General features: G+C 65.6%; 22 protein-coding genes and 1 tRNA gene. 16 read left to right on the forward strand and 7 right to left on the reverse strand.

What is annotated here, in order from left to right; translation table 11 throughout:
• Positions 1-14: 14 nt before the first annotated feature.
• Together lepA and AC6R2M_RS10415 are read left to right on the forward strand one after the other, a co-directional pair.
• Positions 15-1,829, forward strand: a complete 1,815-nt coding sequence (lepA, locus tag AC6R2M_RS10410) for a translation elongation factor 4 (protein ID WP_500481840.1) — start codon at positions 15-17, stop codon at positions 1,827-1,829.
• Positions 1,830-3,088: 1,259 nt separating this feature from the next.
• The gene (locus AC6R2M_RS10415; protein ID WP_500481842.1) at positions 3,089-4,441 is read left to right on the forward strand and encodes an SIR2 family NAD-dependent protein deacylase; all 1,353 of its coding nucleotides are present in this window, start codon (positions 3,089-3,091) and stop codon (positions 4,439-4,441) included.
• Between the two features lie 705 nt (positions 4,442-5,146).
• Here the strand turns inward: AC6R2M_RS10415 and AC6R2M_RS10420 are convergent.
• The 3 genes from AC6R2M_RS10420 to AC6R2M_RS10430 all read right to left on the reverse strand — a co-directional run bounded on the left by AC6R2M_RS10420 (position 5,147) and on the right by AC6R2M_RS10430 (position 6,662).
• Positions 5,147-5,236, reverse strand: a tRNA-Ser gene (locus AC6R2M_RS10420).
• 145 nt (positions 5,237-5,381) lie between these two features.
• Complete coding sequence (locus tag AC6R2M_RS10425; protein WP_500481844.1) at positions 5,382-5,675, reverse strand: hypothetical protein; 294 nt, start codon at positions 5,673-5,675, stop codon at positions 5,382-5,384.
• 291 nt (positions 5,676-5,966) lie between these two features.
• On the reverse strand, positions 5,967-6,662 hold the full coding sequence (locus AC6R2M_RS10430; RefSeq protein WP_500481846.1) for a DUF2459 domain-containing protein: 696 nt from the start codon (positions 6,660-6,662) through the stop codon (positions 5,967-5,969).
• Positions 6,663-6,820: 158 nt separating this feature from the next.
• Here AC6R2M_RS10430 and AC6R2M_RS10435 point away from each other — a divergent pair, with 158 nt between their 5' ends.
• Entirely contained in the window at positions 6,821-7,792 is a 972-nt protein-coding gene (locus AC6R2M_RS10435) for a tripartite tricarboxylate transporter substrate-binding protein (RefSeq protein WP_500481848.1), read from the forward strand.
• A gap of 58 nt (positions 7,793-7,850) precedes the next feature.
• On the opposite strand, the gene rirA is transcribed toward AC6R2M_RS10435, so the two are convergent.
• Positions 7,851-8,375 carry an iron-responsive transcriptional regulator RirA gene (gene rirA / locus AC6R2M_RS10440; RefSeq protein WP_500481850.1) on the reverse strand — a complete coding sequence of 175 codons (525 nt, stop codon included), beginning with the start codon at positions 8,373-8,375 and terminating at the stop codon, positions 7,851-7,853.
• 213 nt (positions 8,376-8,588) lie between these two features.
• Here rirA and AC6R2M_RS10445 point away from each other — a divergent pair, with 213 nt between their 5' ends.
• The 6 genes from AC6R2M_RS10445 to AC6R2M_RS10470 all read left to right on the forward strand — a co-directional run bounded on the left by AC6R2M_RS10445 (position 8,589) and on the right by AC6R2M_RS10470 (position 14,534).
• Positions 8,589-9,494: an ABC transporter permease subunit gene (locus AC6R2M_RS10445; RefSeq protein ID WP_500481852.1), complete on the forward strand. Its 906-nt coding sequence runs from the start codon at positions 8,589-8,591 to the stop codon at positions 9,492-9,494.
• Positions 9,495-9,498: 4 nt separating this feature from the next.
• Entirely contained in the window at positions 9,499-10,959 is a 1,461-nt protein-coding gene (gene livM, locus AC6R2M_RS10450; RefSeq protein ID WP_500481854.1) for a high-affinity branched-chain amino acid ABC transporter permease LivM, read from the forward strand.
• Between the two features lie 89 nt (positions 10,960-11,048).
• Positions 11,049-12,014 carry an ABC transporter ATP-binding protein gene (locus tag AC6R2M_RS10455; RefSeq protein WP_500481856.1) on the forward strand — a complete coding sequence of 322 codons (966 nt, stop codon included), beginning with the start codon at positions 11,049-11,051 and terminating at the stop codon, positions 12,012-12,014.
• Positions 12,011-12,778 carry an ABC transporter ATP-binding protein gene (locus tag AC6R2M_RS10460; RefSeq protein ID WP_500481858.1) on the forward strand — a complete coding sequence of 256 codons (768 nt, stop codon included), beginning with the start codon at positions 12,011-12,013 and terminating at the stop codon, positions 12,776-12,778. Before AC6R2M_RS10455 ends, AC6R2M_RS10460 begins: the two co-directional genes overlap by 4 nt.
• On the forward strand, positions 12,778-13,128 hold the full coding sequence (locus tag AC6R2M_RS10465; protein WP_500481860.1) for a DUF6867 family protein: 351 nt from the start codon (positions 12,778-12,780) through the stop codon (positions 13,126-13,128). Before AC6R2M_RS10460 ends, AC6R2M_RS10465 begins: the two co-directional genes overlap by 1 nt.
• Before the next feature lie 221 nt (positions 13,129-13,349).
• Positions 13,350-14,534, forward strand: a complete 1,185-nt coding sequence (locus AC6R2M_RS10470; protein ID WP_500481862.1) for a branched-chain amino acid ABC transporter substrate-binding protein — start codon at positions 13,350-13,352, stop codon at positions 14,532-14,534.
• A gap of 80 nt (positions 14,535-14,614) precedes the next feature.
• Here the strand turns inward: AC6R2M_RS10470 and AC6R2M_RS10475 are convergent, their stop codons facing one another.
• A complete protein-coding gene (locus AC6R2M_RS10475; protein ID WP_500481864.1) occupies positions 14,615-14,911 on the reverse strand; it encodes a PRC-barrel domain-containing protein in 297 nt (98 codons plus the stop codon).
• Between the two features lie 89 nt (positions 14,912-15,000).
• Positions 15,001-16,452 (reverse strand): xylulokinase, encoded by a 1,452-nt coding sequence (xylB, locus tag AC6R2M_RS10480; RefSeq protein WP_500481866.1) that lies wholly within the window; start codon positions 16,450-16,452, stop codon positions 15,001-15,003.
• 98 nt (positions 16,453-16,550) lie between these two features.
• Here xylB and AC6R2M_RS10485 point away from each other — a divergent pair, with 98 nt between their 5' ends.
• From AC6R2M_RS10485 to AC6R2M_RS10515, 7 genes are all read left to right on the forward strand, one after another.
• Complete coding sequence (locus AC6R2M_RS10485; protein WP_500481868.1) at positions 16,551-17,408, forward strand: D-amino-acid transaminase; 858 nt, start codon at positions 16,551-16,553, stop codon at positions 17,406-17,408.
• 83 nt (positions 17,409-17,491) lie between these two features.
• Positions 17,492-17,743 carry a type II toxin-antitoxin system VapB family antitoxin gene (locus AC6R2M_RS10490; protein ID WP_500481870.1) on the forward strand — a complete coding sequence of 84 codons (252 nt, stop codon included), beginning with the start codon at positions 17,492-17,494 and terminating at the stop codon, positions 17,741-17,743.
• On the forward strand, positions 17,743-18,147 hold the full coding sequence (locus tag AC6R2M_RS10495; RefSeq protein WP_500481872.1) for a type II toxin-antitoxin system VapC family toxin: 405 nt from the start codon (positions 17,743-17,745) through the stop codon (positions 18,145-18,147). The genes AC6R2M_RS10490 and AC6R2M_RS10495 overlap by 1 nt, the downstream gene beginning before the upstream one ends.
• A 61-nt stretch (positions 18,148-18,208) precedes the next feature.
• On the forward strand, positions 18,209-18,766 hold the full coding sequence (locus tag AC6R2M_RS10500) for a biotin transporter BioY (protein ID WP_500481874.1): 558 nt from the start codon (positions 18,209-18,211) through the stop codon (positions 18,764-18,766).
• Entirely contained in the window at positions 18,763-19,437 is a 675-nt protein-coding gene (locus tag AC6R2M_RS10505; protein ID WP_500481876.1) for an energy-coupling factor ABC transporter ATP-binding protein, read from the forward strand. The genes AC6R2M_RS10500 and AC6R2M_RS10505 overlap by 4 nt, the downstream gene beginning before the upstream one ends.
• Positions 19,434-20,024: an energy-coupling factor transporter transmembrane component T family protein gene (locus tag AC6R2M_RS10510; RefSeq protein ID WP_500481878.1), complete on the forward strand. Its 591-nt coding sequence runs from the start codon at positions 19,434-19,436 to the stop codon at positions 20,022-20,024. The genes AC6R2M_RS10505 and AC6R2M_RS10510 overlap by 4 nt, the downstream gene beginning before the upstream one ends.
• Before the next feature lie 58 nt (positions 20,025-20,082).
• On the forward strand, positions 20,083-20,691 hold the full coding sequence (locus AC6R2M_RS10515; protein WP_500481880.1) for an LOG family protein: 609 nt from the start codon (positions 20,083-20,085) through the stop codon (positions 20,689-20,691).
• On the opposite strand, the gene rarD is transcribed toward AC6R2M_RS10515, so the two are convergent.
• Positions 20,675-21,634, reverse strand: coding sequence for an EamA family transporter RarD (rarD, locus tag AC6R2M_RS10520; RefSeq protein ID WP_500481882.1), 960 nt, complete (start codon positions 21,632-21,634; stop codon positions 20,675-20,677). The genes AC6R2M_RS10515 and rarD overlap by 17 nt on opposite strands.
• Between the last annotated feature and the right edge of the window lie 132 nt (positions 21,635-21,766).

Below are 21,766 nucleotides of genomic sequence, written 5' to 3' on the forward strand. Positions count from 1 at the left end.
GTTATGAGGCGGGCATGAGCCAGACGCCCCTCTCCCGCATCCGCAACTTCTCCATCGTCGCCCATATCGACCATGGCAAATCGACGCTCGCCGACCGGCTGATCCAGCTCACCGGCGGCCTCGACGCGCGCGAGATGGCCGGGCAGAGCCAGGTGCTCGACAATATGGAGATCGAGAAGGAGCGCGGGATCACCATCAAGGCGCAGACCGTGCGCCTGCACTATCCCGCCAAGGACGGTCAGACCTACGTCCTGAACCTGATCGACACGCCCGGCCACGTGGACTTCGCCTACGAGGTTTCGCGCTCGCTCTCGGCCTGCGAGGGCGCGCTCCTCGTGGTGGACGCCGCGCAGGGCGTCGAGGCGCAGACGCTCGCCAACGTCTATCTGGCGCTCGACAACGACCTCGAGATCGTCCCCGTCCTCAACAAGATCGACCTTCCCGCCGCCGAACCGGACAAGGTGAAGGAACAGATCGAGGAGGTGATCGGCCTCGACGCCTCCGACGCGGTGATGATCTCCGCCAAGTCCGGCCTCGGCATCGAGGACGTTCTGGAGGCCATCGTCACGCGCCTGCCCGCGCCCAAGGACGGCGACCGCTCCGCGCCCTTGAAGGCCATGCTCGTCGATTCATGGTACGACGCCTATCTCGGCGTCGTCGTGCTCGTTCGCGTCATCGACGGCGAACTGAAGAAGGGCCAGACGATCCGCATGATGGGCACGGACGCTAAGTACCCGGTCGACCGGGTCGGCGTCTTCATGCCCAAAATGGTGAACGTGGAGGCACTCGGCCCCGGCGAGCTCGGCTTCATCACCGCCTCGATCAAGGAGGTGGCGGACACGCGCGTCGGCGATACGATCACCGAGGAGAAGCGGCCGACCTCCACCATGCTGCCGGGCTTCAAGCCGGCGCAGCCGGTCGTCTTCTGCGGCCTCTTCCCGGTCGATGCGGCGAGCTTCGACGATCTGCGCGCGGCCATGGGCAAGCTGCGCCTGAACGACGCCTCCTTCTCTTTCGAGATGGAGAGCTCGGCCGCGCTCGGCTTCGGCTTCCGCTGCGGCTTCCTCGGCCTTCTCCACCTGGAGATCATCCAGGAGCGCCTGTCGCGCGAGTTCGACCTCGACCTCATCGCGACGGCGCCCTCGGTCGTCTACGACGTGAAGCTCACCGACGGCACCACGATCCAGCTGCACAATCCGGCCGACATGCCGGACACGATGAAGATCGAGGCGATCCTAGAGCCCTGGATCAAGGCGACGATCCTCACCCCGGACGACTATCTCGGCAACATCCTGACCCTCTGCCAGGAGCGGCGCGGCGTGCAGGTCGATCTGTCCTACGTGGGAAAGAGAGCCATGGTCACCTACGAGCTGCCGCTCAACGAGGTGGTCTTCGACTTCTACGACCGCCTGAAATCGATCTCGAAGGGCTACGCCTCCTTCGACTACCAGCTGACCGACTATCGCGAAGGCGACCTCGTGAAGATGTCGATCCTCGTCAATGCCGAGCCGGTGGACGCGCTCTCCATGCTCGTCCATCGCAACCAGGCCGAAAAGCGCGGCCGGGGCATGTGCGAGAAGCTGAAGGAGCTGATCCCGAACCATCTGTTCAAGATCCCGATCCAGGCGGCGATCGGCGGCAAGGTGATCGCGCGCGAGACCATCTCGGCGCTGCGAAAGGACGTGACGGCCAAGTGCTACGGCGGCGACGCCTCGCGCAAGCGCAAGCTCCTCGACAAGCAGAAGGAGGGCAAGAAGCGCATGCGCCAGTTCGGCAAGGTCGACATCCCGCAGGAAGCGTTCATCGCGGCGCTGAAGATGGATAGCTAGCGGTTCTGATCCCGCGAAGACGGGATCAGAACGCAAAGCCCCGGTGGGGCTTTGCGAGCACAGCTATGCCGGGGAGCTGCCGGAGGCAGCGGGCCCCCGGCGGGGCTGGTCGCACCGGCCAGGAACATTGAGAACCGGTCTCCCGTCCGGCCATGTGACCGGTATCAAACCGGCGCGCCGCAAACGGTATGGCTCCGACGCCCCCGCCTCACCATAGTGGACCGTTCATCTACGACGTCGGCAGAGAAGGACATGCAACCAACGTCGAGGATGTCCGAGCTAGTAAGGTCCTTGCGCTTGGCAACCGTCGCGATACCCCCATCTGCGTCGATTAGCCAAGAGCCCAGCTGATTCCGCGTCAGAGAGGAGTTGGAGCCGTTGGCCGATCGTCCACAGGAAGACCCCCTTCTCTGCCCACCTCATCAATACGATCTTCAAGGCTCGCTACTATCCGACGAGCGACCAAAGAGAAGTCTGGCGCATCGCCGTGCCGATACAGCTCGGAGTCACGTAGCGATAGTACAGCCAAATCGGCAAACTGACCGCAGGCTTCGCGATACACCGGCGCGACAACAGCAAGCGCGGCGAACGCTTCTCTGGCCTTCAAGTCCGGGCGCTTTGTGTTCCAGATATGGACCCCCGTTGGTCTAGGTCCATCGACTAAAAAGTCCGGTACGAACCGCACTCTAAAGCGATTCCTGGGACTCACAAAAACAATCGCGGTGGCCTCCCTAGCGTCCACACGATTGTCGACCTTCCAGGCCGCGAGCTGAGTAAGGCCCTCCATCGTAGACTTACGCTCAGCCGGTTTAGTGATCGAGCGAGCAACGTCCGACAACTCTTCGATAGAAGCGCCTTCAATCATTAAGCGCCTAGCATTCAGCCGGAGACTACGATGAAAGTCGTAACCCTTTCCGCTAGTCTTGAATCGCTCCCTAAGTGCGGACAGCTGCGGCCTTGTATTAAGTGAGATCAGCTTCAAGAAAGCTGAGAACCCAAACGTCACCATGGCACACCACGCTTCCCGTTCTAATCGAATTTATGCTACTTTTGACGCATTCCACAACCGAAATTCGCAGATCGCAATCTTTACGCTCGTATGCCTTCGGTCGATATCCGCGAAATTGCTTGCAGAGCTATGGAAACGAATGGACGATCAAATTAGGTGGAAACCGTAGGACCAAAGGGCATCAAACATCCTAGAGTATTGACTTAGATGACTGCCGCAGTTGTTATCGTTCCGCGGTCGGAGGTATTCCATGAATCCTGAAGAGTCCTATCAAGTAAAAGCAGACGCCGCGGTCCGCGATCTGCTGCTCGAATTCGAATGCCAGCCGATTCTGTTTATAGGAAGCGGAATTCCACGCCGGTACATTAGAACACCGACCTGGGCTGAGCTGCTGAAGACAATGTTTGGAAAATTGCCTTCTGGTGAGGATTCGTACGAATACAACCGCCAGAAATACAACGATGACATGGTGAAGGTTGGTACAGTCCTTGCCGAGATGACGTTCGAGTGGGCATGGAAGGAAGGGCGAAACCAGTTTCCCGCCCACTATTTTGCATCTAAGATTAGTAAGGACGCCTTTCTAAAACATTCGGTTTGCGAACACATCGCAAGCATCACACCGCAGTTATCTGATATTGATGACGAACGACTGCTTAAAGAAATTGCAGCCCTTGCTGAAATCAAGCCTCATGCCATCATCACGACAAATTACGACATGTTCCTCGAACAGGTATTCGACGGTTACGAGCCCATCAGCGGTCAGACAATACTGAGATATAACACCAATAGTTTTGGTGAAATATTCCACATACACGGGGAGGTTTCGAATCCCGCGTCTATCGTTCTAACGAATGCAGATTATGAGGAATGGGCAGATAAAAAGAAATATGTTTCAGCGAAGTTGCTGACATATTTCGCAGAACACCCCGTTTTCATTCTCGGCTATGGGCTGGGAGACGCCAACGTAAAGTCTATACTAAGAGATATTGGTGAACTCGTCGCTGACGAAGATGGCCTCATACCAAATGTCTACCAGATAATCTGGCGACCTGACGCAGTCGAAAAGCACCCTCCGGAACAATCGGTGTTCGCCGTCGACGGAAAAGAGTACCGGATACGCGCGATCCATACCAACGAGTTTAAATGGGTCTTCGAAGCGTTAAAGAGCCAATCTGCATTGAAATCAATCAATCCAAAGCTAGTTCGCGCTTTGGCCGCTCGGACTATGAAGCTTGTTCGACACGACATACCTTCCGGTGCCGTAGAAGTTAACTACGAGACACTCGAAAAGGTTGCGGAAGAAAAGGATTACCTTCCAACGCTACTCGGCATAACGTCCGTTAACAACCCAAATCAATCGCACCCGCTCACTATTAGCCAGCTCGCACATCGCCTTGGTCTTCCGAACTGGAACGCAGTCCACAAGCTACTCCTAAGGGTAAAAGCCGAAACTGGCATTGATCTACGTTCTAGTGACAACCGCTATCACTGCCGGATCAAGACCGGCACGAAAGCCTCCAGCATGGCCAGAAAGTGGTCCCACGAGGCTGTCAGTCTTCTTCAGCGTGTAAATTCTAAACAAGAATATGAACTATCTCTATAGTATAGAATTATATGTGAGCATATAATACCATAGTGTTTAACGCCCATCTACGTACCAAGCGGCTTCATAATCAAAACCGAAAGGGTAGTCGCTTAAATTCTAAGGTTAATTACCAACCTTATCCCCACCCTTCCTTCCCTCCCTCATACTCCCGTCACCGCCAGCCCACGGATGGGCGCGAGTGATCACCGGGATCGTTCGGGGGCTGGCGGGCGGTGTCTGCGGTGGGCGCGCCTTCCGGTGGCGTGACCGACTCGGGCGAACCCCGGCAGGCCGGGCATCCTTTCGCGACGGAAAGGGTCCCTGAAGTCCGAGGGGCGCCGCGCGGGTCGAAGAAAGTTCAACGTCGCCCGGTGTGTGAAGGGCGGCGAGATCGGGCAGAGACCGGCCGCTAGAAAGAAGCCGGGACAGGGACGCCGAGCGGAGACTGGCACTCTTCGGTTCGTCCGCAAACAAGGCGGGCATCCCCATCGCGTCGTCCCCGGGCTGACCCGAGGATCCACCGCAAGCGGCGGACCAGAGGTGCCCGACGATCTGGCCCCTCGGTTCATATGCGAGAATGACGACGAACGTCCCGAAACCGATGGCTTTTGGAGGAGAGAAGAGCACCAATGGCCGAGAACGTCGCGCCCGACCGGACGACGGACGCGCTCAAAAGCACGGTCGGCCCGTCGTGATGCAGAAAGCGTGAGGCAAGGTCGTCAGTGGCGGAGAGGATGGGATTCGAACCCACGATACCGTCTCCGGTATACTCCCTTAGCAGGGGAGCGCCTTCGACCACTCGGCCACCTCTCCGCGTCGGGCTCGAATATCAGAATGGCCCCGCGATGCAAGACTGAAGGCGCCTTGCGCTCGTCGTGCGTCCATCCGGACGCACGGCACTGTCGGTCGATGGAGGGCACGGGCGGGCGCTTTGGCGCGCCCCGCCCGGCCGGATCGATCAGGAGGGCGGCGTGTCGACCTGCTCCAGCACCGTGTTCTGCGCCATCACCAGCGCGTCAATGCAGGCGCCCTCGTCACCCGCGGCCTGCGCGGCCTCGGCTGTGCCGACATGGGTGCGGGCCGAAGCTGTCTCGAGCCCCGCGGCTTCCGCCTGATCGACGAGGCTGGCGACCTGGGGCAGCGCCTCGGCGCAAGTGGGCGTGGCGGCCGGCGCGGCTTCGGGGGCGCCCTGCGCCATGGCAGCGCCGGCCGGAAGGAGGACGAGGAGGGCGGAAGCGGCGAGAATCTTCATCGGGAATGTCTCCGTTTCAAGGCCGATCACCGGGTTCCGGTGGGCGGCGGAGAACAGGGTCGGGGTCGGATGTGGCCGAAACGGGCGTCCCGAAAGGTCGTTCGGGGGCCATTTCGAGATCACGGAACCGTCAGCCGGGACGCGCCGTCCGACCGGGTCGCCAGCCGGCGGACACCGCGTGAACCCCGCCCGTCAGGGGTCGCAGCGCGAGCGCCGCTCGATCACGCACGCGTGATGAAATGTGGCTCGCGCCACGCTCCCGCCGCAGAAGCGACCGCGCGGTGAACGCGTCTACAGATCGGATTCGGGCGTTCCGCGCACGCCCCGGATCGCCAGCGAGGCGAACAGCGTCTGGGGGATCGGCGTCCATCGCCCGCTCGCGATGCCGCCCGCCGCCAGCGCCTTCGCCACCCAGACATTGCAGCCGGCGATCGCCGCGAAGGTCGGCCGCGCCTGGAAGAAGTGGTCGAGCTCGATGATGCCCGGATGGTCGAGCGGCTTGAACCGGCCGGCCGCGTCGCGCTCCAGCGTCTCTTCGACGAAGGCGAGGATCGCGCCGAGCGATTCGTCGGAAACGGCGAAGACGTGCTTGCCGCGGAACGCTCCGCGCGGCTCGGCGAGCGCGGCGAAGCGCAGAACCGACTCGTCGCCGATCACCGATTCCACCAGCGTCAGCGGGCCGATCCGGTAGGGCCGCGCATTGTTCGGATAGAACCCCTCGCCGCCCCAGCCGACGAGAATGTGAGTGAGGTTCGGATCGTCGATCGGGATGCCGACATCCTTCAGGAAGCTCAGGCGCTCGCGCACCAGCTGCGTCGCCGGCAGGCCGATGTCGGTGTGCAGCGCGTTGGTCTCGAGAAGGAGGAGCCGGTTGCGGCCCGGAACCCTTACCGGCGCGGTGCGTCTCGGCAGGATCGCGCCGGCCGCCAGCCCGGCCAGTGTCGCGGCCAGGAGCGCGACGAGCGCGCGGGAACGTTGCTCGGCCATCAAGCCTGCCCTTCGAACGGGAATGGAATGCGCGGCCGAACCGGCCGCGCGCCCAAAGGATAGGGCTCGCGCGCGCCGCGGAAACGCCTCCCGTCTCGGGTTGCGCGGGGCTGCCCTGCATGCGAGCGTTCGCCCGTCCATTTCTGGGAGGAAATCGAATGACAGCACGACTTGCGGCCGCCCTTCTGGCCGCCACCGCCTTCGCCATGCCCGCCGCCGCGCAGGATTATCCCACGCAGCCCCTCACCATGCTCGTGCCCTTCTCGGCCGGCGGCCCGACGGACGTGGTCGCCCGGCTGATCGCACAGGTGATGAGCGCCGAGCTCGGCCAGCAGGTTCTAGTGGAGAATGCGCCCGGCGCCGGCGGAACGCTCGCGTCCGGACGCCTCGCCCAGTCGGCGAACGACGGCTACACCATGCTGATCCACCACATGGGCATGGCGACGAGCGCGACGCTCTACCGGTCCCTGCCCTACGATCCGCTGACCGCCTTCGACTATGTCGGCCAGGTCACGACGGTTCCGATGGTGCTGGTCTCGCGGCCGGACTATCCCGCCGACACGCTGGAAGAGCTTCTGGCGCTGGCGCGCGAGAACCCGCAGGAGACGCTTCTCGCCAATGCCGGTCCCGGCGCCGTCTCGCACATCTGCGGCATGCTGTTCCAGCAGCTCGTCGGCGAGCAGCTGACGACCGTTCCCTATCAGGGGACCGGGCCGGCCATGACCGACATTCTCGGCAGCCAGGTCGATCTCCTGTGCGACCAGACCACCAACGCCGTGCCCCCGATCCAGGGCGGGCAAGTGAAGGCCTTCGCCGCGACGACCTCCGAGCGCATTCCCCAGCTGCCGGACGTGCCGACGGCCGCCGAAGCCGGGCTGGAGGGGTTCGAGGTCGGCGTCTGGCACGGCATCTACGTTCCCGCCGGCACGGACCCCGCGCGCATCGAACGGCTGACGGGCGCGCTTCAGGCGGCCCTGCAGGACGAGACGGTGCTCGCGCGTTTCGAGGAGCTCGGCACGACGCCGGTGCCGCTGGAGGACGCGACGCCCGAATCGCTGGAGGCGCAGCTCACGAGCCAGATCGAGTTCTGGCGGCCGCTGATCGAAGAGGCCGGCGAATACGCCAACTGAGGATGCGGGAAGGCCGGCGCTCCCGCGCCGGCCTTCCATTTCGAGCGGTCCCGGAAAATCAGGACGCGGCGCGTCTCGGGATTTCGGCGATCTTGGCGGCGACCGGCGCGCGCGTCGGCGTCTTGCGGGCGGCCGGCATGGGAGGCGCGAGGTCCGCAATGCCGAGGCGGCGGCGGATCGACGAGCTCTCGCCGATGAGGCTTTCGATCGTGTGCGTTCCGAGAACGCCCAGGAAGGCGTCGAGGGCCGCGCGCAGCGCGCTGTTCAGCGCGCAATTGTCGAGCAGCGGGCAGTCCGATCCGCTTTCGAAGCATTCGGCCAGCGCGAAGCTTTCCTCGGTGGTCACCACCACCTGTCGCAGCGTGATCGTGCTCGCGGGCCGCGCAAGGCGAATGCCGCCCTTGCGGCCCCGCACCGTCTCGATGAAGCCGGCCTCGACCAAAGGCTGCAGGATCTTGAAGAGGAACAGCTCCGAGACCGTGTAGGCGGCCGCGATCTCCCCGACCCGGCTGAGCCGGTCCGGATTGGCGGCGCAGTACATCAGGATCCGGATCGCGTAGTTCGTCTGGCGGGTCAGGCGCATGGCATCGCGCTCCGTTTGCAAGCTGCGATAGAGTTAGAACGTTTCCAAAGTGATGGAAAGATGGCAGCCGCGCCTGTGGAGCCGTCGCACGCGGAAAGCGATGCGGCCTCCGAGCCCTTTTCAGGACGGCCCTGCTATGCCATCGATCATGCACAAGAGGACGGCGATTTCGGGGAATCGTCCGGTCCGACCGGGGCGGGACACAGGCCACTCATGGATTATTTCGTTCAGCAGCTCGTGAACGGGGTCACCCTCGGGTCGATCTACGGTCTGATCGCGATCGGGTACACGATGGTCTACGGCATCATCGGCATGATCAACTTCGCCCATGGCGAAATCTTCATGCTCGGCTCCTTCATCGCGCTGACGACCTTCGTGATCGTCATCAGCCTCGGCCTCACGTTCCTGCCGCTGGTCCTTCTCCTGATGCTGATCGTCGCGATGGTCTTCACCGCCATGTGGGGATGGTCGGTCGAGCGCATCGCCTACCGTCCGTTGCGCGGCTCCTTCCGCCTCGCCCCGCTCATCACGGCGATCGGCGCCTCGATCTTCCTCCAGAACTTCGTGCAGGTGACGCAGGGCGCGCGCGTCAAGCCGCTGCCGCCGCAGGTCCAGGGGGCGATCCAGATCACCGAGGGCGGCGCCCAGATCTCCTACATGCAGATCATCATCATCCTGACGACCGTGACGCTGATGACGATCTTCGCGCTGATCATCGCCAAGACCTCGCTCGGGCGTCAGCAGCGGGCCGTGGAACAGGATGCGAAGATGGCTTCGCTGCTCGGCGTCAACGTCGACCGCACCATCTCCCTGACCTTCATCATGGGCGCCTCGCTCGCCTCCGTCGCGGGCATCATGTACCTGCTCTATTACGGCGTGATCGACTTCTACATCGGCTTCCTAGCGGGGGTGAAAGCCTTCACCGCGGCCGTTCTCGGCGGCATCGGCTCCCTGCCCGGCGCGATGCTCGGTGGCCTGCTGATCGGGCTGATCGAGACCTTCTGGTCCGGCTACTTCTCTGTCGAGTACAAGGACGTCGCCGCCTTCTCGATCCTCGCCATCGTCCTCATCTTCATGCCCTCGGGCCTGCTCGGCCGCCCGGCCGTCGAGAAGGTCTGAGCCGATGTCGAACACCATGCAGGCCACGGACGTCTCGCCGGTCGGCGCCACCGTCGAGCGCGAGGAGATCCGCGAAGGCGTGACCGGAACGCCGCCCTTCGCGCCCAAGCCCGCCCAGCGCTCGCGTCTGGCGCAGGCCCTTCGCGAGGCAGTGCTCACCGCCCTTCTGGTGGCGGGCCTCACCTTCTTCTTCTTCGCCATGCGCACGGACGCCGGTACGCGCGGCCTCGTCCTGTCGGCGCGCTGGGAGCTCTGGTTCACCGGCGTCGCGATCGCCTTCGCGGCCCGGTTCTTCCTGTCCTACTTCGTCTTCCAGCGGGCGCCCGGCGCGGCCCGGGCGGCGAAGCCGATCTCCCAGACGAAGGCGCAGGCGCGCTCTCTGGCCGCCAAGGCGCTCGGCACCACGCTCCTCTTCATCGCGCTGACCTTCCCGTTCCTGATCGGATACGTGTTTCCGGCACGCGAGCGCTATCTGATCGACCTCGCGATCCTGATCCTGACCTATGTCATGCTCGGCTGGGGGCTCAACATCGTGGTCGGCCTCGCGGGCCTCCTCGATCTCGGCTACGTCGCCTTCTACGCGGTCGGCGCCTATTCCTTCGCGCTGCTCGCCATCAATTTCGAGCTCGGCTTCTGGGTCTGCCTTCCGATGGCCGGCCTCTTCGCGGCCATGTGGGGCGTCATTCTCGGCTTCCCCGTCCTGCGGCTTCGCGGCGACTATCTGGCGATCGTCACCCTCGCCTTCGGCGAGATCATCCGCGTCGTCCTCCTGAACTGGTCGCAGTTCACCGGCGGGCCGAACGGCCTTCTCGGCATCCCGCGCCCGACCTTCTTCGGTCTCGACTTCGGACGCGGCGAAGGCTCCTTCGCGGATTTCTTCGGGATCGAGCCGTCCTCGATCCACCGCTTCATCTTCCTCTACTACATCATCCTCGTGCTCGCGCTGATCACCAACTTCGTGACGCTGCGCCTGCGCAAGCTGCCGGTGGGTCGCGCCTGGGAGGCGATGCGCGAGGACGAGATCGCCTGCCGTTCGCTCGGCATCAACACGACCAACGTGAAGCTTTCGGCCTTCGCCACCGGCGCCATGTTCGGTGGCTTCGCCGGCTCCTTCTTCGCCACGCGGCAGGGCTTCATCTCGCCGGAGAGCTTCACCTTCCTGGAATCGGCGATCATTCTCGCCATCGTCGTTCTCGGCGGGCTCGGCTCTCAGATCGGCGTCGTCATCGCCTCGATCGTCATGATCGGCGGCATCGAACTCCTGCGAAACCTCACCGTCCTGCAGGCCGTCTTCGGCGCGGGCTTCGACCCCACGCAGTACCGCATGCTGATCTTCGGCCTCGCCATGGTCGCGATCATGGTGTGGAAGCCGCGCGGTCTCGTCTCCACGCGCTCGCCCTCGGCGGTCTACAAGGAGAAGAAGACGATCGGCGCCGACATGGTGGCGCAGGGCGAAGGACACTGACGGCCATGGCCTCTTCCGCTCCTCTCAAGCCCCTTGCCCCGGTCGCGACCCCTGTGGACGCGGCTTCGACGAACGCCACGGCACGCTGGATGGCCGATCCGCTGCTGTCGGTCGAGAAGCTGACCATGCGCTTCGGCGGCCTCGTCGCCATCGACGCCCTCTCCTTCGACGTCGGCCGAGGCGACATCACCGCGCTCATCGGCCCGAACGGCGCCGGCAAGACCACGGTCTTCAACTGCGTCACCGGGTTCTACAAGCCGAGCGAGGGCCGCATCGCCATGCGTCGCGGACGCGGCATCGCGGCGAACGCGGTGGACGAGCTGACGCGCAGCGGAAGCCAGAGCCTGAAGACCGCCGGCGGCGAGGTCTTCCTGCTCGAACGCATGGCCGACTTCCGCATCACGCAGAAGGCGGGCGTCGCGCGCACCTTCCAGAACATCCGCCTGTTCGGGGGCATGACCGTCTTCGAGAATCTGCTCGTCGCCCAGCACAACGCGCTGATGGTGGCGTCGGGCATGAGCATCGCCGGGCTCTTCGGCCTGCCGAGCTACCGCCGCGCCCGCGAGGAGGCCCACGACCTCGCCATCGACTGGATGCGCCGGGCGGGCCTCATCGAACGCGCCGACGACCCCGCCGCCGACCTGCCCTATGGCGACCAGCGGCGGCTGGAGATCGCGCGCGCCATGTGCACGCGTCCCGAACTCCTTTGCCTGGACGAGCCGGCTGCGGGCCTGAACCCGCGCGAGTCGGCCGAGCTGAACGACCTTCTGCGCTCGATCCGCGACCAGGACGGCGTCTCGGTCCTGCTGATCGAGCACGACATGGGCGTCGTCATGGAAATCTCCGACCACGTCGTCGTCCTCGACTACGGCAAGAAGATCGCCGACGGCACGCCCGCGCAGGTGAAGTCGGATCCGCGCGTCATCGCCGCCTATCTGGGCGTCGACGACGAGGAGGTGGAGGCGGTGGAGCAGAAGCTGGAGACGGGCGACATCGACGCGGCCATCGTCGAGGCCGGCATCGAGCCCGCCCGCACCGAGGAGACCCGCTCGTGAGCGCCGTGGCCACCCCAACCCAGGCCCCCGTGGCAGAGACCGCACGTCCGCTGCTGTCCATTCGCGGCGTCGAAACCTTCTACGGCAAGATCCAGGCCCTGAAAGGAGTCGATCTCGACGTCAACGAAGGCGAGATCGTCACCATCATCGGCGCCAACGGCGCCGGCAAATCCACGCTGATGATGACGATCTGCGGCAATCCGCGCGCCCGCAGCGGACAGATCCTCTTCCGCGGCGAAGATATCACGGCGCTGCCGACGCACGAGATCATGACGCGGCAGATCGCCCAGTCGCCGGAAGGCCGCCGCATCTTCGGCCGCATGACGGTGATGGAGAACCTGCAGATGGGGACCACCCTCGTCGGCCAGGCCCATTTCGACGAGGATCTGCGCCGCGTCTTCGACCTCTTCCCGCGTCTCAAGGAGCGCGCCAACCAGCGCGGCGGCACGCTGTCAGGCGGCGAGCAGCAGATGCTGGCGATCGCCCGGGCGCTGATGAGCCGGCCCAAGCTTCTCCTGCTCGACGAGCCTTCGCTCGGCCTCGCCCCGCTGATCGTCAAGCAGATCTTCGAGGTGGTGCGCGAGTTGAACCGGACGGAAGGCCTGACCGTCTTCCTCGTGGAGCAGAACGCCTTCCATGCGCTTCGCCTCGCCCATCGCGGCTACGTCATGGTCAACGGGCGGATCACGATGAGCGGGACGGGGCGGGAGCTCCTCGCCCGCGAGGAAGTCCGCGCGGCCTATCTGGAAGGAGGGGCGCACTGATGCAACCGGAAATGGCCCTTCTCTGGGAAGTCTCGATCGCCGAGTTCCTGATCGTCACCGTCGTGATCGGCGGCGCGCTCGCCTACATGATCGGGCGGTCCACCGCGCTCACCTGGAGCTCGTGGGGGCTGATGATCTTCTACACGGCGCTTCTCACGCTGGCGGCGCGCTTCATCCACTTCTCGCTCTTCGACGGCACGTTCTTCCTGCCGATCCAGTCGATCGGAACGGCGCTCTACTACACGGCGATCGATTTCATCGTGCTTCTCGGCTTCGCCTCGCTCGGCCGAACGCTCACGCGGCGCAGCCAGTTCGCCCGCCAGTACGGGATGACGACGGGCAGCCGGTAGGGCCCCGTTCGAGGCGGCGGAGACCGGCACGCGCCCGTTCCGGCGCGCGGCTTCGCGCGCCCGGCCGTCGGTGGATCCGGCAACGAGAAATGGCAAAAGATTCCGGCGGAAGGCCATTCCCTAGTTCGAAATCCTCGTCTTTAATCACCTTCGTACAGCGCCCAATCGAAGGGCATTTCGCCTTTCGAGAGCGTGCAGAAGCATTCAACGGGAAGGTCGTCATGAAGAACTTGCTCCTGGGCGGTGTCGCCCTCGGTCTCCTGGTCCCGGGCCTCGCCCATGCGGAGATCGTGATCGGCGTCGCCGGTCCGATGACGGGACAGTACGCTACCTTCGGCCAGCAGTTCCGCGTGGGCGCCGAGCAGGCGGTCGCCGACATCAACGAGGCGGGCGGCGTCAACGGCGTGATGCTGCGCCTGTCGATCGGCGACGACGCCTGCGACCCGCGCCAGGCGGTGGCGGTCGCCAACCAGTTCGCCTCCGAGGGCGTGAGCTTCGTCGCCGGCCACTTCTGCTCCGGCTCGTCCATCCCCGCCAGCCAGGTCTATGCCGACGAAGGCATCATCCAGATCTCGCCGGGCTCGACCAACCCCGCCTTCACCGACGAGCGTCCGGGCGACGGCATCTACCGCGTCTGCGGCCGTGACGATCAGCAGGGCGAGGTCGCGGGCACCTACATCGCCGAGAACTTCGCGGACGTGAACGTCGCGATCCTGAACGACCGCACCGCCTATGGCGCCGGCCTCGCGGCCGAGACCGAGCGCGTGATGCGCGCGGCCGGCAAGGAGCCGACCGTCGTCGAGGCCTACACGGCCGGCGAGCGGGACTACACCGCCCTCGTCACCCGCATGAACCAGGAGAATGTCGGCCTCGTCTATATCGGCGGCTACCATACGGAAGCCGGCCTGATCGCCCGCCAGATGCAGGAACAGGGCATGGACGCCGTGATCATGTCCGGCGACGCCATCGTGACGGACGAGTACTGGTCGATCACCGGCGATGCAGGCGAAGGCACGCTGATGACCTTCTCCCCCGATCCGCGCCGCAACGAGATCGCCGCGCCGGTCGTGGAGAAGATCGAGGCGGCCGGCAACTCGGCCGAAGGCTACGCGCTCTACACCTACGCCGCGATCCAGGCCTGGGCCCAGGCGGCCGAAGCGGCCGGCGACACCGACTTCGACGCCGTCGTCTCGGCGCTCGACGAAGGCACGTTCAACACGGTGATCGGCGAGCTTCAGTTCGACGACAAGGGCGACGTGACGCTTCCGGGCTATGTCGTCTACGAGTGGAAGGACGGCGCCTACGACTATGTCGAGACGGCCGCTAGCGACGTGGAGCCGGCGACGCCCGCCGATCCCGCCGACGCCGCGGCCAGCGACGCGCCGGCCGAGGCGCCCGCGCAGTAAGCAGGGCACGGAACGTGAAAAGGGCCCGGCGCATCCCGCGCCGGGCCCTTTTTCGTTGGAGAGGACGTCCGATCGGCCGATCAGTCGTGGTGGGTCGGCAGTTCCTTGAACTGGTCCTTGGTCCAGCTCGTCACCGCGTGAACGCCGCCGTCCTCGTCACGCATGAAGTCCAGTTCGCTCACCGGCACCGCGACCGGCTTGGCGCCGATGCCCAGGAAGCCGCCGACGTCGATCACCACCTGCAGAGCCCCGCCGCTTCCATGCGTGTGCGAAACCGTGCCGATGGTCTCGTCCGACGGGCCGTAGATGGTCGCGCCCTCGATGACGGCCGGTGTGAGTTCCGCGCTGGTCAGGCGGACGTGCTTGCTGTGGTCCATGATCGATCTCCTGTGGGGGAATTGACCATGGAAACACCGTCACGCGGCCGAGCGTTCCGCGAGAAGCGGCCACAACGCCGCGACGCTTCTCAGCCGAGCGCGGCGATCGCCGGATAGGCGGCGCGGTACCGGGCGTGCCCCTCGCGGAAGGCCGGAACGAGCGCGTCGTCCGGCTGGAAGCGTGCGGCCACCGGCGGTTCGACCATCACGGAAGCCGGGTCCGCGCCGGTCGCGGCGACGAGGCCGAGACGCGCGGCGCCGAAGGCCGCACCGAAATCGCCCGCAGCCGGAAGGACGATTTCGGTCTCCAGGACGGTCGCGAGCATAGCCAGCCAGAGCGGCGAACGCGCCCCTGCCCCTACGGCCACGAGCCGTTCGACCGAACCCGGCCCGCCACCCGCGTCGAGACAGTCTCGCATCGAGAAGGCGACCCCCTCCATCACGGCGCGCGTCAGATCCGCACGCTCCGCTTCCACCGACAGGTTCAGGAAGGCGCCGCGCACGGACGCGTCGTTGTGCGGCGTCCGCTCGCCGGACAGATAAGGCAGGAACAGGGTGCGGCCGGGCGCGGCGAGCGTGTCGCCCGCCAAGGCCGCGAGCGCGCCCGGCGCCTCGCCGAGGATCCTGGACAGCCATTGAAGCGAGCCGGCGGCCGAGAGCGTCACCCCCATCCGATGCCAGGTCCCCGGCAGAGCGTGACAGAAGGTGTGGAGCGCGGTTTCGGGTGCCGGGGCGTAGCCCGAAGTCGCGGTGAAGAGGACGCCGGACGTACCGAGCGACACGAACCCCGTGCCGGGCCGCACCGCCCCGACGCCGCAGGCCGAGACGGCGTTGTCGCCGCCCCCGCCCGCGACGGCGATCCCGGCGCGAAGCCCCCACCGGTCGGCCAGCTCCGACCGCAGGCCGCCGCTGACGGCACTGCCCTCGACGAGGCGCGGCATGGCCGACCGGGTAAGGTTCGTGCGCGTCAGCATCCGGTCCGACCAGTCGCGCGCCCCGGTGTCGAGCCAGGACGTTCCAGCCGCGTCGGAGGGGTCGGTGACCGTCTCGCCCGTCAGCCAGAGCCTCAGATAATCCTTCGGCAGCAGGATCTTGGCGAGTTTCTTGAAGATGTCGGGTTCATGCCGCTCCACCCAGGCAAGCTTGGGCGCGGTGAAGCCGGGGAAGACGATGTTGCCGGTGATCCCGCGCGCCTCCTCGTCGTCGAGGGCCGCCGCCTCTGCATAAGCGCGCGTGTCGTTCCACAGGATGCAGGGCCGCAGCACTTCGTCGTTCGCCCCCAGCAGCGTCGCGCCGTGCATCTGGCCGGAGAGACCGATGCCCTCGACGGCGGCGAGCGCCGAAGCATCCTTCGTCTTGAGCTCGTCCAGCACCGTTTCCGCGGCCGCGATCCAGTCGGCCGGGTCCTGCTCGGACCAACCGAAGGCCGGGTTGCGCACGTGCAGCTCGGCGGAGGCGCTGGCGAGAACCCGCTGGTCCCCGTCGATCAGAAGCGCCTTCAGCGACGAGGTGCCGAGGTCCAGCCCGAGATAGTGGCTCATTGCGGAATCGTCCTTTCGATCTCGGGCGGCGACTCTGGCGCGCGACCCTGCGGCATTGTAGCAAGCCTTGAACGCTCTCAGACCCAACGGACATCGAAATGAGCCGCATCGTCTACGTGAACGGACAGTACGTACCCGAGGCCGAAGCCAGGATCTCCGTCTTCGACCGCGCCTTCCTCTTCGCGGACGGCGTCTACGAAGTCACGGCCGTGATCGGTGGAAAGCTCATCGACTTCCCCGGTCACATGCGGCGACTCGGCCGTTCGCTCGGCGAATTGCGCATCCCGTCGCCCGCGACGGAAGACGAACTGCTCGCGATCCACAGGCGGATGGTCGAGGAGAACGGGCTCGACGAAGGCCTGATCTACCTTCAGGTGACGCGCGGCGCCGCCGATCGCGACTTCCTCTTCCCGCCCGAGGACACCACGCCCTCCCTCGTTCTCTTCACGCAGGTGAACACGATCGTGGACCGCCCGGCCGTGCGGACCGGAATCAAGGTCGCGCTCCTGCCGGACCAGCGCTGGGCACGCCGCGACATCAAGACGGTTCAGCTTCTCTACCCCTCCATGGCCAAGACGGAGGCCAAGCGCCAGGGCAAGGACGATGCCTGGATGGTCGAGAACGGCCTGATCACAGAAGGCACCTCCAACAACGCCTGGATCGTCAATGCCGACGGCGTGCTGGTCACGCGGCCGCTTTCGAACGAGATCCTGCACGGGATCACCCGCGCGGCCGTGCTGCGGCTGGCCGGCGAGAACGGCGTGAAGGTCGAGGAGCGCGCCTTCACCGTGGACGAGGCGAAAGCGGCCCGCGAGGCCTTCGTCACCTCCGCCAGCGCCTTCGTGATGCCGGTCGTGGAGATCGACGGTCAGGCGATCGGCACCGGCAAGCCGGGCGAGCTGACGCTGCGCATGCGCGAGATTTATATCGAGGAGAGCCTCAAGACGGCGATCTGAGAGGACGTTCGCTCGTCACTCAACGTCTTGTCGGGCTCACCCCATCGTCGATATTGTCTGAAAGCTGTTGTCGGAGGGAACTCGTGACACTTCATCTTGAAGACAGGGAAGTCGTCGATCTGGCGCACCGGCTGGCCGACCTTCGGAAGGTCAGCGTGAAGGAAGCGGTTCGAACAGCCCTGGAGCATGAGCTCGCATCGGCCGGAGCCGAGGTCCGGAAGCGCGACTTCCGAAGAACGGTCGCCGATCTGCAGGAGCGAGCCCGGAACATGACGGGACCGAACCCGCAGCCCGTCACGAAGGAATGGATCGACAGCCTCTACGAGGACGACTGATGTTCGTCGACGCATCGGCTATCGTCGCGATCATTGCCTCGGAGCCGGATGCATCGGATTTCGTCGCCGAACTCGAGCGCGGCGAGGGCATCACCTCCCCGATAGCGGTTTGGGAGAGCGTCGTCTCGCTCTCCCGTCGTCTGAATGTGGTTCCGAGTGAAGCCTTGGAACTCGTTTCAGTTCTGCTCATTGAAGCGCCCGTCGAAATCATCGCCATCCCGCCCGAGGCGGGCGATCTCGCCGTTTCGGCCTTCGAACGCTTCGGCAAGGGCCGGCACCCGGCGGCGCTGAACTTCGGAGACTGCTTCTCCTACGCCTGCGCCCGCCATCTCGACGCGCCGCTTCTCTACAAGGGCGGCGACTTCTCGTTGACCGACATTCGCTCGGCGCTCGCGGGCGGTTGATTTTCGCACTGCGATAGGATCGAACTTCGAGCCCACGCATGAAACGGACCGGCTTCTGAAGATGACCACGCGCGACATCGTCCTCATCGCCCTCTTCGCAGCGCTGACGGCCGTTCTCGGCGTCTTCCCGCCGCTGACCATTCCGGCGATCGGCGTGCCGATCAGCGCGCAGTCGCTCGGCCCGATGCTCGCCGGCGGCATTCTCGGCGCGAGGCGCGGCGGTCTTTCGATGCTGCTCCTGATCGTCCTCGTTCTGGCCGGTCTGCCGCTCCTGTCCGGCGGGCGCGGAGGCTTGGCGGTTCTCGCCGGTCCGACGGTCGGCTTCTTCCTCGGCTGGATCGCGGCTGCGGTCGTCACCGGCCTCATCGTCGAGCGCTTCTGGCGCAGCCTCTCCTTCGTCTCGGCCTTCGCCGCGGCGGTCACGGGCGGCATAGTGACACTCTACGCCCTCGGCATCCCCGGCATCTCCCTCATCGCCGGCATTCCGCTGTCCGCCGCCGCCGCCGGGTCTCTCGCCTTCATTCCGGGCGACCTCATCAAGGCCGGCATCGCGGCTCTCGCGATCCTGGCGGTCAAGCGGTCCTACCCGGTGATCGAGGCGAGGGCCTCGCGGGGTTGATCGAACTCGAGAACGTCACCGTCGAGGGCGCGGACCGACGCCGCCTCGACGGCGTGACCCTGACGGCTGATGAACGTCGCATCGGGATCATCGGCGGGAACGGCTCGGGGAAGTCGACCGTCCTGCGACTGCTCAACGGACTCGTGCGGCCGACGAGCGGCACGGTGCGGGTCTTCGGCCATGACACGAACACCGAGACGGCGGAGGTCCGGCGGCGCGTCGGCTTCCTGTTCCAGAACCCGGACAACCAGATCGTCATGCCGACGGTCGGCGAGGATGTCGCCTTCGGCCTCGCGCGGCTGAAGCTGTCGGCCGCGGAGGTGAAGGAACGCGTCCGCTCCGCGCTGGCCCGCCACGGCATGGCGGAGTTTCAGGACCGCCTCGTCCACGAGCTCTCGGGCGGCGAACGGCAGCTCGTCGCGCTGGCCGGCATTCTCGTGATGGAGCCCTCGCTGCTCGTCCTGGACGAGCCGACGACCCTTCTCGACCGGCGCAACCGGCGGCGGCTGATGGCCGAAGTGGAAGCCGCCGACCGGCCGGTGGTGCTCGCGACCCACGATCTCGATCTCCTCGCCGATTTCGACCGCGTCATCGTCTTCGACGCCGGGCGGATCGTCGCGGACGGTCCTCCCTCCGCCGCCATCGCGGCCTACGAGGCGGCGACGTCGTGATCGGCAGCCTCTACCGGGCGGGCGACAGCGCACTTCACCGAGCCTCGCCCGGCCTCAAGCTCGCTCTTCTTCCGATCTTCGGAACGGCGCTTTTCCTCGTCCCGTCCGCGTGGCTTTCGGGCTGCGCACTTGCGCTCGTCCTCCTCGCCTATCCGCTCGCCGGTCTGAAATGGTCCGTCCTTCTGGGCCAGCTGCGCTCGATCCTTCTCGTCGTCGCCATCGTCGCCGTCGCCCAGCTCTGGTTCGGCGGGGTGGAGGTCGCGCTCCTCTCCGCGCTGCGCCTGACCGCCCTCCTCCTTCTCGCCGCGCTCGTCACCCTTACGACCCGCACCAGCGACATCGTCGCGGTCCTCGACCGCGCGCTGCGTCCGTTGGAACCCCTCGGCGTCGATCCGAGGAAAGTCTCCCTCGCCATCTCGCTGACCTTCCGCTTCCTGCCCCTCGTCAGCGGCGTCGTCGCGGACATAAGGGAGGCGCAGGCGGCCCGGGGCGTCGAGCGCAACGTCCTGCGCCTCGCCGTTCCCGTGATCGTGCGCCTGCTCAAGACCAGCGACGAGATCGCCGAGGCCATCGACGCCCGACGATGAAACGAATTTCATCCAGGCGGCGCTTGACCGGAATCGCCCCAGACCCGACCTTGCGGGCATGACAACGAATCGATCCATCTGCGTCTATTGCGGCTCCTCGGCGGGCTCGCGACCGGACTATCTGTCGACCGCCGAAACGCTCGGCACCGCCATGGGCGAGGCCGGCATCCGCCTCGTCTACGGGGGCGGCACGCGCGGCGTGATGGGCGCGGTGTCGGATGCGGTGATCCGCGCCGGTGGACAGGTGACGGGCATCATCCCGCGCTTCCTGATCGACATGGAGGCGACCGAGCGCGAGCTGAAGCGGCTCGACGAACTAGTCGTCACCGCCGACATGCACGAGCGCAAGCACATCATGTTCGAGCGCTCCGATGCCTTCGTGGCGCTTCCCGGCGGCATCGGCACGCTGGAGGAGCTGATCGAGATCCTCACCTGGAGCCAGCTCGGGCGCCACGCCAAGCCGATCGTGATCGCCAATGTCGCCGGGTTCTGGGATCCGCTGGCGCGACTTCTCGACCACATGACGGCCGAAGGCTTCATCCACACGGCCCATCAGGTGCGCCCGCTCGTCATCGACCGGGTGGAGGATATCCTGCCCGAGGTTCAGGCCGCCTGGGCGAAGACCGCCGCCGCCGAGGGCGAACCCCGGATCATCGAGCGGATGTAGGGAGCGGATCGCGGGCGCGGCGCCGGGCCCGCCCCTCCTCGATCAGGACCGAGCTGTAGAGCGCCAGTCCCGCCCAGATGAAGGCGAAGGCCGCGAGCTGGCCGAGGCCGAAGGGCTCGCCGAAGATGAAGACGGCCGTCAGCGCCAAAAGCGTCGGGGTCAGATACTGCATCATCCCGATGGTCGAGAGCTTCAGGAGCCGTGCGCCCGCCGCGAAGAGGACGAGCGGAATCGCCGTCATCGGACCCGCCGCCAGAAGAAGCGCCGTGTCCTGCCAGTTCGTGCCGAAGCGGGCGTTTCCGTCCGCGGCGATGAAGAGCGCGACGGCGAGCGCCGGCAGGAACAGGATCGCCACCTCCAGGAAGAAGCCCTCGGCGGCGCCATAGGGCATGATCTTGCGCAGAAGCCCGTAGATGCCGAAGGACAGCGGCAGGACGAGCGACACCCAGGGCAGGCCGCCCGTGGCGTAGGCGAGCACCGCGACCCCGATGGCGGCCAGGAGGATCGCCGCCTTCTGCCGGCCGTTCGGCCGCTCGCCGAGAAAGACCATTCCGAGCAGCAGGCTTACCAGCGGGCCGATGTAATAGCCGAGCGCGGCCGAAACCGCCTGCTCGCTGGCGATGGCGTAGACATAGACGCCCCAGTTCACCGAGATCGCCGCCGCGCAGAGCGAGGCGAGGCCGAGATTGCGCCAGGTCAGATAGGCTCGCACGGCCTTCAGCCCGGCGCCGAAGGCGAGGATGAGAAGCGCGAAGGGCAGCGACCAGACGATGCGGTGCGCGACCACCTCCATCGGACCGACATGCGACAGCGCCTTCAGGAAGGCCGGGAGCAGCAGGCCCCAGATCAGATAGGCGCCGAAGGCGTAGGCGTAGCCGAGCGGCGGCTCGCCGGGCGTCGGTGCCGCGGCCTCCGGCGTGCTCGTTTCCGGGATCTGGGACATCTGGCTTCGCCGGGCGCTGGATCGGCGCCGGCCCTTTCGATTGCATCGTGGGACGAAGGCCCTTTTCGTCGCAATCTCTATCGGAGCCTTACGACCGCGCACACCCGGATTCTTCTGATGCGATCCATCGCT

This window comes from Aureimonas sp. CAS, assembly GCF_059838215.1.

What these genes read in the sequence shown, in the direction of transcription:
- AC6R2M_RS10495 (WP_500481872.1), top strand. Translation starts at nt 17,743, where the DNA reads ATGTTCGTCGACGCATCGGCTATCGTCGCGATCATTGCCTCGGAGCCG.
- AC6R2M_RS10445 (WP_500481852.1), top strand. Translation starts at nt 8,589, where the DNA reads ATGGATTATTTCGTTCAGCAGCTCGTGAACGGGGTCACCCTCGGGTCG.
- lepA (WP_500481840.1), top strand. Translation starts at nt 15, where the DNA reads ATGAGCCAGACGCCCCTCTCCCGCATCCGCAACTTCTCCATCGTCGCC.
- AC6R2M_RS10435 (WP_500481848.1), top strand. Translation starts at nt 6,821, where the DNA reads ATGACAGCACGACTTGCGGCCGCCCTTCTGGCCGCCACCGCCTTCGCC.
- AC6R2M_RS10475 (WP_500481864.1), bottom strand. Translation starts at nt 14,911, where the DNA reads ATGGACCACAGCAAGCACGTCCGCCTGACCAGCGCGGAACTCACACCG.
- AC6R2M_RS10415 (WP_500481842.1), top strand. Translation starts at nt 3,089, where the DNA reads ATGAATCCTGAAGAGTCCTATCAAGTAAAAGCAGACGCCGCGGTCCGC.
- AC6R2M_RS10455 (WP_500481856.1), top strand. Translation starts at nt 11,049, where the DNA reads ATGGCCGATCCGCTGCTGTCGGTCGAGAAGCTGACCATGCGCTTCGGC.
- rarD (WP_500481882.1), bottom strand. Translation starts at nt 21,634, where the DNA reads ATGTCCCAGATCCCGGAAACGAGCACGCCGGAGGCCGCGGCACCGACG.
- livM (WP_500481854.1), top strand. Translation starts at nt 9,499, where the DNA reads ATGTCGAACACCATGCAGGCCACGGACGTCTCGCCGGTCGGCGCCACC.
- AC6R2M_RS10465 (WP_500481860.1), top strand. Translation starts at nt 12,778, where the DNA reads ATGCAACCGGAAATGGCCCTTCTCTGGGAAGTCTCGATCGCCGAGTTC.
- AC6R2M_RS10515 (WP_500481880.1), top strand. Translation starts at nt 20,083, where the DNA reads ATGACAACGAATCGATCCATCTGCGTCTATTGCGGCTCCTCGGCGGGC.
- AC6R2M_RS10425 (WP_500481844.1), bottom strand. Translation starts at nt 5,675, where the DNA reads ATGAAGATTCTCGCCGCTTCCGCCCTCCTCGTCCTCCTTCCGGCCGGC.
- rirA (WP_500481850.1), bottom strand. Translation starts at nt 8,375, where the DNA reads ATGCGCCTGACCCGCCAGACGAACTACGCGATCCGGATCCTGATGTAC.
- xylB (WP_500481866.1), bottom strand. Translation starts at nt 16,452, where the DNA reads ATGAGCCACTATCTCGGGCTGGACCTCGGCACCTCGTCGCTGAAGGCG.
- AC6R2M_RS10500 (WP_500481874.1), top strand. Translation starts at nt 18,209, where the DNA reads ATGACCACGCGCGACATCGTCCTCATCGCCCTCTTCGCAGCGCTGACG.
- AC6R2M_RS10430 (WP_500481846.1), bottom strand. Translation starts at nt 6,662, where the DNA reads ATGGCCGAGCAACGTTCCCGCGCGCTCGTCGCGCTCCTGGCCGCGACA.
- AC6R2M_RS10485 (WP_500481868.1), top strand. Translation starts at nt 16,551, where the DNA reads ATGAGCCGCATCGTCTACGTGAACGGACAGTACGTACCCGAGGCCGAA.
- AC6R2M_RS10470 (WP_500481862.1), top strand. Translation starts at nt 13,350, where the DNA reads ATGAAGAACTTGCTCCTGGGCGGTGTCGCCCTCGGTCTCCTGGTCCCG.